Source organism: Kitasatospora sp. NPDC004669 (genome assembly GCF_040609455.1).
Taxonomy (GTDB): Bacteria; Actinomycetota; Actinomycetes; order Streptomycetales; family Streptomycetaceae; genus Kitasatospora.
Genome location: NZ_JBEXKB010000148.1, coordinates 1 through 9,346, shown reverse-complemented (window position 1 = coordinate 9,346; position 9,346 = coordinate 1). Strand labels below are relative to the sequence as shown.

8 protein-coding genes are annotated in these 9,346 nt (G+C 70.0%); all 8 read right to left on the bottom strand.

From position 1 onward, the window contains the following. Positions 1-581: 581 nt before the first annotated feature. The gene (locus ABZW30_RS45705; RefSeq protein WP_355677261.1) at positions 582-2,105 is read right to left on the bottom strand and encodes a CoA-acylating methylmalonate-semialdehyde dehydrogenase; all 1,524 of its coding nucleotides are present in this window, start codon (positions 2,103-2,105) and stop codon (positions 582-584) included. A 224-nt stretch (positions 2,106-2,329) separates the two neighbouring features. Beyond that, on the bottom strand, positions 2,330-3,094 hold the full coding sequence (locus ABZW30_RS45700) for a nucleotidyl transferase AbiEii/AbiGii toxin family protein (RefSeq protein WP_355677260.1): 765 nt from the start codon (positions 3,092-3,094) through the stop codon (positions 2,330-2,332). Positions 3,095-3,152: 58 nt separating this feature from the next. Beyond that, complete coding sequence (locus tag ABZW30_RS45695) at positions 3,153-3,650, bottom strand: bifunctional DNA primase/polymerase (protein ID WP_355677259.1); 498 nt, start codon at positions 3,648-3,650, stop codon at positions 3,153-3,155. Between the two features lie 166 nt (positions 3,651-3,816). Further along, positions 3,817-5,211 (bottom strand): FAD-dependent oxidoreductase, encoded by a 1,395-nt coding sequence (locus ABZW30_RS45690; protein WP_355677258.1) that lies wholly within the window; start codon positions 5,209-5,211, stop codon positions 3,817-3,819. Between the two features lie 127 nt (positions 5,212-5,338). Then, a complete protein-coding gene (locus ABZW30_RS45685; protein ID WP_355677257.1) occupies positions 5,339-6,142 on the bottom strand; it encodes an ABC transporter permease in 804 nt (267 codons plus the stop codon). Beyond that, positions 6,142-7,086 carry an ABC transporter permease gene (locus tag ABZW30_RS45680; RefSeq protein WP_355677256.1) on the bottom strand — a complete coding sequence of 315 codons (945 nt, stop codon included), beginning with the start codon at positions 7,084-7,086 and terminating at the stop codon, positions 6,142-6,144. Before ABZW30_RS45680 ends, ABZW30_RS45685 begins: the two co-directional genes overlap by 1 nt. Then, positions 7,083-8,222 carry an ABC transporter ATP-binding protein gene (locus ABZW30_RS45675; RefSeq protein WP_355677255.1) on the bottom strand — a complete coding sequence of 380 codons (1,140 nt, stop codon included), beginning with the start codon at positions 8,220-8,222 and terminating at the stop codon, positions 7,083-7,085. Before ABZW30_RS45675 ends, ABZW30_RS45680 begins: the two co-directional genes overlap by 4 nt. A 36-nt stretch (positions 8,223-8,258) precedes the next feature. Further along, a partial coding sequence (locus ABZW30_RS45670; protein ID WP_355677254.1) for a spermidine/putrescine ABC transporter substrate-binding protein occupies positions 8,259-9,346 on the bottom strand: 1,088 nt, incomplete at its 5' end.

Below are 9,346 nucleotides of genomic sequence, written 5' to 3'. Positions count from 1 at the left end.
AGGAATCTCCAACCCCGATCGAACGATCAAGGCCGGGGATGTCAACATATCTGGCGTTGACTTTTGGCACGCTGTTGAGTTCTCAAGGAACGGACGCTTCCTTCGGACCGCCTTCCAGCGGGCCCTCCGGGCGCTTCGTTCTTTCGTGTTTCCAGCTTATCAGATGTTTTCCGCTCCGTTTCCGGAGCTTCGTTCATCCAACTCGCCGGTGTCTTCTAGGGCTTGACGCCCCGTCCGACGTTTCAAACTCTAGCCGATCCCCGCTCCGAAAAGCGAATCCAGCCGCAATCCGATAAAACGCGCACGCCGAATAAGCACCAGGCCGCAACGCGACAACGCGAAACGACCGGCACGAACCGGAAGTGGTGTTTCAAAGGATTGGCTACCCCGGGACCGTCCGCGCAGACGCGTGTCCGGTGCTCCCTGCCAGGCAACTCGAAGAACTGTACGCGCTTCTGTGGCCGGACGCAAACGGCGTGCAAAAGGCGCCGGCCGGCCCCCGGGGGAGAGGGGTCCGGCCGGCGCGACTGCGGAGCGGGGGCTCAGAGGTGGGACTCAGGAGCCGTGCTCAGAAGCGGGGTTCAGCTGTTGGTGGGGAAGCCGAGGTTGATGCCGCCGTGGGACGGGTCCAGCCAGCGCTGGGTCACGGCCTTGCCGCGGGTGAAGAAGTGCACGCCGTCCGGGCCGTACGCGTGGGAGTCGCCGAACAGCGAGGCCTTCCAGCCGCCGAAGGAGTAGTAGGCGACCGGCACCGGGATCGGCACGTTGATGCCGACCATTCCGACCTCCACCTCGAACTGGAAGCGCCGGGCCGCGCCACCGTCATTGGTGAACAGGGCCGTGCCGTTGCCGTACGGGTTGGCGTTGATGAGCGCCACGCCCTCCTCGTAGGAGGCGACGCGCACGACGGAGAGGACCGGACCGAAGATCTCGTCGTTGTAGACGGACATGCCGGGCTTCACGTGGTCGAACAGCGTGGGGCCGAGCCAGAAGCCGTCGGCGGTCGGGGCGCCGTTCTTGTCCTCGGTGGTGATCGGGTGCTTGCGGCCGTCCACGGCGAGCTCGGCGCCGTCGGCGAGGCCGGACTCGACGTAGGAGGTGACCTTGTCGCGGTGCTGTCCGGTGACCAGCGGGCCCATCTCGGAGTCGCCGTTGCAGCCGGGGCCGACCTTCAGGGCGGCCATCCGCTGCTTGATCTTGTCGACCAGCTCGTCGCCGATCGGGTCGACGGCGACCAGCACGGAGACGGCCATGCAGCGCTCGCCGGCCGCGCCGAAGCCGGCGTTGACGGCGGCGTCAGCGGCGAGGTCGAGGTCGGCGTCGGGCAGCACCAGCATGTGGTTCTTGGCGCCGCCCAGGGCCTGCACGCGCTTGCCGTAGCGGGTGCCGGTCTCGTAGACGTAGCGGGCGATCGGGGTGGAGCCGACGAAGCTGACGGACTTGATGTCCGGGTGCTCCAGCAGGCGGTCGACGGCCGCCTTGTCACCGTGCACGACGTTGAAGACGCCGTCCGGCAGCCCGGCCTCCTTCCACAACTCGGCCAGGAAGTTGGCGGCAGACGGGTCCTTCTCCGAGGGCTTCACCACGACGGTGTTGCCCGCCGCGATGGCGATCGGGAAGAACCACATCGGCACCATGGCCGGGAAGTTGAACGGCGAGATGATCGCGACCGGGCCGAGCGGCTGGCGGATCGAGTAGACGTCGATGCCGCTGGAGGCCTGCTCGGTGAAGCCGCCCTTGAGCAGCTGCGGGATGCCGCAGGCGTACTCGACGACCTCCAGACCACGGGCGATCTCGCCCAGCGCGTCCGAATGCACCTTGCCGTGCTCGGACACGATGATCGCGGCCAGTTCGTCGCGGCGGGCGTTCAGCACCTCGCGGAAAGCGAAGAGCACCGTGGTCCGCTTGGCCACCGAGGCGGTGCGCCACTCGGCGAAGGCCGAGGCGGCCGCGGCCACGGCCTGGTCGACCTCGGCGGTCTCGGCGAAGTCGACGTGGCCGGAGACCTGGCCGGTGGCCGGGTCGAAGATGTCACCGCGGCGGGGCGCCGCGCCGGCGGTGGCGACGGGCTTGCCGCCGATCCAGTGAATGATGTGCTTGCTCAAGGTCCGTCTGCCTCCGAAGTCCCGGGCGGCGTCCTGCCACCGGTCCGGTCTGGCGCCGCCCGCGAGAGGGTCGGGCGACGGGAATTCACGGGGCTACCGCGCTCGTCTCCCAGTCTGGTGGCCGCCCCGGCGAGGCTCAACGAACAGGCTGACGGGGATCCCGGATTCAGCCTTACAGGTCGTCCGGTCGTTGCTCCGAACGCGGGAACTGGCGGCCCCGGGGCTCAGGATTCCTCGTCTTCCAGGTACGGGTCGTGCAGCCCGTCCGCCGCCTCCTGGGTCTCCAGCAGGTCAAGCCGCAGGTCCTGTGCCCAGGCCAGCGCCCAAAGCTTCAGCCCGTCCACCGCCCCGGCCTCGACGCCCCGGGCGCGGAAGCGGCCGTCCGCCGCCTCGGCCAGCGTCTCCAGCCGGTCGGCGAGCGCGGTGGGCTGGAATTCCGGGTCCAACTCACCGGCCAGCGCTAGCAGTTCACCCTCCCGGTAGCAGCGGGTGAGGGCGTGCACGTCGATCAAGTCGCGCGGCATGCCCCGGTCGACCAGCAGCGCGGTGGTGAGCGCCGCCGCGTCCTCCAGCGCGACCACCGGCAGCACCACCGGCGGCTCGTCCGGCGCCGGGGCGCCCAGGTCGAGCCGGACCGGCCGGTGGCCGAGCGGTTCCTTCCGCAGCTCCACCGAGTGTGTGCGCCCGCCCAGCGCCAGCCGTACGGTCAGCTGCTCCAGGCGCGGCGTGCCGGGCCGCTCGGCGACCCCGCCGCCCGCCGCGCGGTACGCCTCGGCCAGCGCGGCGGCCACCTCCGGCAGGTCGGCGCCGCCGGTCGCCAGGGTGAGCCCGTCCTGCGGGCAGGCCACGACCCCGTGGGCGCGCAGCGCGTGCCCGCCGGCCAGCGCCAGCCCGTACCGGGCGCAGGCGGGCGCGGCCAGGGCGGCCAGGCGCAGCTGGGCGGGGCCCGGCCGGAGAGAGGAGTCGACGGTGTGCGGAGCGGTGGTCACGCGTCCAGTCTGACGCGACCGCCCGCCCCGCGCGCCATGCCGGGGAACGCGCGGGTGCTCACCAGCCGGTGAGCCCGGCCGCCGCCTCGTGCAGGACGAGCTCCAGCAGCACCGGATCGTTGAGTCGCCCGGAGCCGTCGGGCGGGACCAGCCAGCGCACGGCCCGGCTGCTGCGTTCGGGGTGCGGAACGACGATCCAGGTGCCCTCCCCCGCGCAGCGCACGCTGGTGCCGACCCAGCGGGCGGCGGTGCCGACCGGCACCAGGAAGCTGACGTGCTCGTCCCCGAGGTCGGTGAGGACCGGCCCCCAGGAGCCACTGTCCAGGACGTCCAGGGCCGGGCGGCCGAGCCGTCCGGGGACGGACAGGACGTCCCAGCGACGTCCGGCCGGTAGCAGCATCAGGCCCAGCCCGATGCGTTCCCACTGTGCCCGGAAGGCCTCCGGGTCCGGTGCCACCTGGGCGAGCCAGTGCATTCCGGTGCTCTCCATGTCGTGTCCCCGCTTCCTGCCGTTCGTCCTGGTCGGGCACGGCGGGAGACCGAGACCCGCCGTCACCGACAAGAGGCGGACGACGGGTCCCTCTTACACGGGTCGCACGAACCAGGTCGCACGGCCCGGATCGCCTGACACGAGTCGCGTCACGCCGATGCCTGACACAGGTCGCGTCACGCGGATCGCCTGACACGGGTCGCGTCAGCGCATCACGGGACGGGGAGCGGGTTCAGCTGTCGAAACCGAGCCCCAGCCGGTCGAGCGTGCGCAGCCAGAGGTTGCGGTGGCCCCCGTTGCGGTCGGCCCGCTCCAGCGAGCGGGTGGTGATCTCGATCCCGGCCCAGCGCACCGGTTCGGGCGGGAACGGCAGCGGCTTGGAGCGCACCATGTCCAGCGCGGTGCGCTCGGTGCGCTCGCCCGCGAGCAGGTCGAGCATCACCTCGGCGCCGAAGCGGGTCGCGCCGACGCCGAGCCCGGTGTAGCCGACCGCGTAGGCGACCTTGCCCCGATACGCGGTGTCGAAGAACGCCGAGAATCGGCTGCAGGTGTCGATGGCCCCGCCCCAGGCGTGGGTGAAGCGCAACCCCTCCAGCTGCGGGAAGCAGCGGAAGAAGTGGTTGGCCAGAGTGCGGAAGGTCTCCGGCCGCTGGTCGTACTCGTGCCGGACGTGGCCGCCGTAGTGGTAGACCGCGTCGTAGCCGCCCCAGAGGATCCGGTTGTCGGCGGAGAGCCGGAAGTAGTGGAACTTGTTGGCGCTGTCGCCGAGCCCCTGCCGGCCGCGCCAGCCGATCGCGGCGAGCTGCTCCTCGCTGAGCGGTTCGGTCATCAACGCGAAGTCGTACACCGGCACGACGTACGGACGGACGCGCTTGAGCAGGGACGGGAACACGTTGGTGCCGAGCGCGACCCGGCGGGCGAACACCCGGCCGTACGGGGTGCGGGCGGCCATGCCGCTGCCGTACTCCCGCAGGTCGGTGGCCCGGGTGTGCTCGTAGACGCGGACGCCCTGGCTCAGGCAGGCGTCCTTGAGGCCCCAGGCGAGCTTGCCGGGGTGGACCATCGCCACGCCCTCCTTGTCCCAGAGGCCGCCGAGGAAGGTCGGCGAGTTCACCTCGGCGCGCAGCTGGTCGGCGTCCAGGACGGTGATGTCGAAGCCGTACCGGGCGACGGCCTCGGCGATCTCGTGCAGTTCCTCGACCTGGTGGGGCTGGGTGGCGACGTCGATCTCGCCGGTGCGCTCCCATTCGGCGTCGATGCCGTAGCGCTTGACGGCGGCCTCGATGCCGTCGAGGTTGGCGGCGCCGAGGCGTTCCAGCTGGGCGAGTTCGGCGGGCCAGCGCTGCAGGCCGTTGCCGAAGCCGTGCGTGAGGCTGGCCGCGCAGAATCCGCCGTTGCGCCCGGACGCGGCCCACCCGACCTCGTTGCCCTCGACCAGCACGACGTCCAGTGAGGGGTCGCGTTCCTTGGCGATGAGGGCGGTCCACAGGCCGGAGTAGCCGCCGCCGACGACCAGCAGGTCGCAGGTGGTGTCGCCGACCAGGGCGGGCAGCGCCTCCGGCCGGCCGGGGTCCTCCAGCCAGAAGGGGGTGGGCCTGGCGTCACTGAGTGCGCGGGCGGAGTCCATGCATTATCAGCCACTTTCTACGGATAGATGACAGTTGCGGGCCGCCGCTGACCGACCGTGCGTCAGGTCGCGTCCGGCGGTACGCCGGGCCTTCCGCCAGGCGCGCCGTTCGGCGTTCGGCGTTCGGTCAGGCGGTGGCCTTCCGACGGCTGCCGAGCCACTGTCCGGCGACGGTCAGCGCGACCGCGGCGACGAACATCGCGGTGCCGATGACGTTCACCTGCACCGGGATGCCGCGCTGCGAGGCGCCCCAGACGAACATCGGGAAGGTGACCGTGGTCGGGCCCGAGTTGAACTGGGTGATGATGAAGTCGTCGAAGGAGAGCGCGAAGCTGAGCAGCGCCCCGGCGGCGATGCCGGGCGCGGCCAGCGGCAGGGTGACCCTCAGGAAGGTCTGGGTGGGGGTCGCGTAGAGGTCCTGGGCGGCCTGTTCGAGCCTCGGGTCCATGCTCATCACCCGCGCCTTGACCGCCGTCACCACGAAGCTGAGGCAGAACATGATGTGCGCGATGAGGATGGTGGTGAAGCCGAACGGGATGCGCATGTTGAGGAACAGCGTCCCCAGCGAGGCGGCCATGACCACCTCGGGCATGGCCATCGGCAGGAAGATCATCGCGGTGGTGGCCGAGCGGCCGCGGAAGCGGTAGCGGGCCAGCGCGAAGGCGACCATGGTGCCGAGCACGGTGGCGCCGATGGTGGCGAGCACCGCGATCTGCAGGCTGAGCGAGAGCGACTGGCACATGTCGGCCACGCCGCAGGGGTTGGTCCAGGCGTCGGTGGAGAACTCGTTCCACTCGTAGTTGAACTTGCCGACCGGCTTGTTGAACGAGAAGGCCAGCACGACCAGGTTGGGCAGCACCAGGTAGGCGAGGGCCAGCAGGCCGGCCAGCACCACCAGGTGGGCGCGGATCCACTTGAAAATCCGGGACATCAGACCAGTTCCTCCGTCCCGGCCTTGCGCATGTAGACCGTCACCATGCCCAGGATCAGGGCCATCAGGATGAAGCTCAGCGCGGCAGCCGTGGGGTAGTCGAGCACGTTCAGGAACTGCTTCTGGATGCCGTTGCCGACCATCTGCTCGCTCGGCGAGCCCAGCAGCTGGGCGTTGATGTAGTCGCCGGAGGCCGGGATGAAGGTGAGCAGGGTACCCGCGACCACGCCGGGCAGCGAGATCGGGAAGGTGACCTTGCGGAAGGTGGTGAACGGCCGGGCGTACAGGTCGCCGGCGGCCTCGTGCAGCCGGGGGTCGATCCGCTCCAGCGAGGTGTACAGCGGCAGGACCATGAACGGCAGGAAGTTGTAGGTCAGGCCGCAGACCACGGCGAGCGGGGTGGCCAGCACCCGGTCCCCGGAGGTGAGGCCGAGCGCGTTGGTGACGTCCAGGACGTGCAGGGTGTCGAGCGCTCCTACCACCGGGCCGCCGTCGGACAGGATGGTCTTCCAGGCCAGCGTGCGGATCAGGAAGCTGGTGAAGAACGGCGCGATGACCAGGATCAGGATGACGTTGCGCCAGCGCCGGTTCGCCTTGAAGGCGATGGTGTACGCGAGCGGGTAGCCGATGGCCAGGCAGAGCACGGTGGCGATCGCCGCGTAGGAGAACGAGCGGACGAAGTGCCACTTGTACTCGACCAGGGCGTCCCAGTAGGTCGATATGTGCCAGGTGACCTTGAAGCCCTCTTCGAGCGAGCCGGTCTGCAGCGAGGTGGACGCCTGGTAGACCATCGGCACGGCGAAGAACACGACCAGCCAGGCGATGCCGGGCAGCAGCAACCAGTACGGGGTGAGCTTGCGCCTGGGCTTCGGCTCCTTCGACGGCAGCGGGCCGCGGTCCGGCGGTACGGCCTGCGGCGGCGCGGCCGGGGTGGTGGCGGTCATGCGGCCTCCTCCGCGGTGCCCGCGTCGATCGCCTGCGAGGCGTCCAGGGCGAAGGAGTGCGCCGGGTTCCAGTGCAGCAGCACGTTGGCGCCGGGGACGATCCGGGCGTCGCGCTCCATGTTCTGCTCGAAGACGGTGACCTCCTGGCCCCCGTCGGTGCGCACCACGTACTGGGTGGAGACGCCGATGAAGCTGGAGTCGACGACGGTGCCGGCCAGCTCGTTGCGGCCCTCGGCGACCTTCTCGGAGGCGTGGGTGATGGTGATCTTCTCCGGGCGCACGCCCAGGTGGACCCGCTTGGCGTCGGTGGCGCAGCGGGCCTTCGGCACCGCGAGGCGGACGCCGGCCACGGTGAGCAGCAGGTCCGCGCCCGCACCGCCGGTGACCTCGGCGGGCAGCAGATTGGACTGGCCGAGGAAGTTGGCCACGAAGGTGGTGGCGGGGTTCTCGTACAGCTCGGCGGGCGCGCCCAGCTGCTCGACCCGGCCGCCGTTCATCACCGCGATGGTGTCGGCCATGGTCATGGCCTCCTCCTGGTCGTGGGTGACGTGCACGAAGGTGATGCCGACCTCGGTCTGGATCCGCTTGAGCTCCAGCTGCATCTGGCGGCGCAGCTTGAGGTCGAGGGCGCCGAGCGGCTCGTCCAGCAGCAGCACCTGGGGGTGGTTGATCAGGGCGCGGGCGACCGCGACGCGCTGTTGCTGGCCGCCGGAGAGCTGGTGCGGCTTGCGCCGGGCGTACTGGCCGAGCTCGACCAGCTCCAGCATCTCGTCGACCTGCTTCTTGACGTCCTTCCGGCCGCGGCGGCGCAGGCCGAAGGCGACGTTCTCGAAGATGTCCAGGTGCGGGAAGAGCGCGTAGCTCTGGAAGACGGTGTTCACCGGCCGCTTGTACGGGGGCAGGGCGGTGACGTCCTGTCCGCCGATCAGCACGGTGCCGGAGGTGGGCTCCTCCAGGCCGGCGATCATGCGCAGGGTGGTGGTCTTGCCGCAGCCGGAGGCGCCGAGCAGGGCGAAGAAGGAACCCTGGGGGACGGTCAGGTCGAGCGGGTGGACAGCGGTGAAGGAGCCGTAGGTCTTGCCGATGCCGGTGAGGCGGACGTCGCCGCCGGCCGCGTCGCGCAGCTGGTCTGTCATGGGGTGTCTTCCTGGGATCTCTGCCGTGAGCGGGGGTCAGGCGCCGATGAGCTTGGAGAACTTCTGCTCGAAGTCGCTCTCCTCGCCCTCGGCGAGCGTGCGGAACACGTGCGCCTTGGCCGCCATCTCGGGGGTGGGTACGACCAGCGGGTTGGCCGCGCTGTCCGGGGCGAGGGTGGCGAGCTCGTCCTTCATCCCGGTGACGGCGGAGACGAAGCCGATGCCCGCGACCAGCTGCGCCGCGATCTTCGGCTGATAGTAGAAGTCGATCAGCTTTTCCGCGTTCGTCTTGTGTCGCGCCTTGGCCGGGACCAGCATGTTGTCGGTCGAGGAGAGGTAGCCCTTCTCCGGGATCACGAACTCGATGTCCGGGTTGTCGGCACGCAGTTGGATCAGGTCGCCGCCCCAGGCGACGCACGCGGCGATGTCGCCGGAGGAGAGCTCCTGGCCGTAGTCGTTGCCGGTGAAGCGCCGGATCTGCTTGCTGTCGACGGCCTTCTGCACCCGGGCGATCGCGCCGTCGTAGTCGTCCGCGCTGAACTTCGCCGGGTCCTTGCCCATGTCCAGCAGGACCATCCCGATGCTGTCGCGCATCTCGGACAGGAAGGTGACCCGGCCCTTGAGGTCGGGGTCGTCCAGCAGCTGGGAGACGCTGGTGACCTCCTTCCCCTTGGTCGCCTTCCGGTTGTACGCGATGACGGTCTGGATGCCGGCCCACGGGTAGGAGTAGAGCCTGCCCGGGTCCCAGTCGGGGGCGCGGAAGCGGGGCTCGACGGTGGTGATCGCAGTGGTGACGTTCGCCGGGTCGAGCTTCTGCGCCCAGCCGAGCCGGATCAACCGGGCGGCCATCCAGTCGGTGAGCACCATCAGGTCGCGGCCGGTGTCCTGGCCCGACGCGAGCTGCGGCTTGACCTTGCCGAAGAACTCGACGTTGTCGTTGACGTCCTCGTTGTACTTGACCTTGATGCCGGTGGCCGCGGTGAAGGCGTCCAGGGTGCCGTGCTTCTGCTTGTCCTTCTCGTCGGTGTCCACATACAGCGGCCAGTTGGAGAAGTCGACCTCCTTCTCGCTGTCCGAGAGGTCCTTGGCGGCGTTGGCGGTCGAGTCGCCGGTCGCCCGGGGCG

Excerpts from the sequence above, each read along its gene's own strand:
- ABZW30_RS45690 (WP_355677258.1), bottom strand. The coding sequence starts at position 5,211 with ATGGACTCCGCCCGCGCACTCAGTGACGCCAGGCCCACCCCCTTCTGG.
- ABZW30_RS45685 (WP_355677257.1), bottom strand. The coding sequence starts at position 6,142 with ATGTCCCGGATTTTCAAGTGGATCCGCGCCCACCTGGTGGTGCTGGCC.
- ABZW30_RS45680 (WP_355677256.1), bottom strand. The coding sequence starts at position 7,086 with ATGACCGCCACCACCCCGGCCGCGCCGCCGCAGGCCGTACCGCCGGAC.
- ABZW30_RS45675 (WP_355677255.1), bottom strand. The coding sequence starts at position 8,222 with ATGACAGACCAGCTGCGCGACGCGGCCGGCGGCGACGTCCGCCTCACC.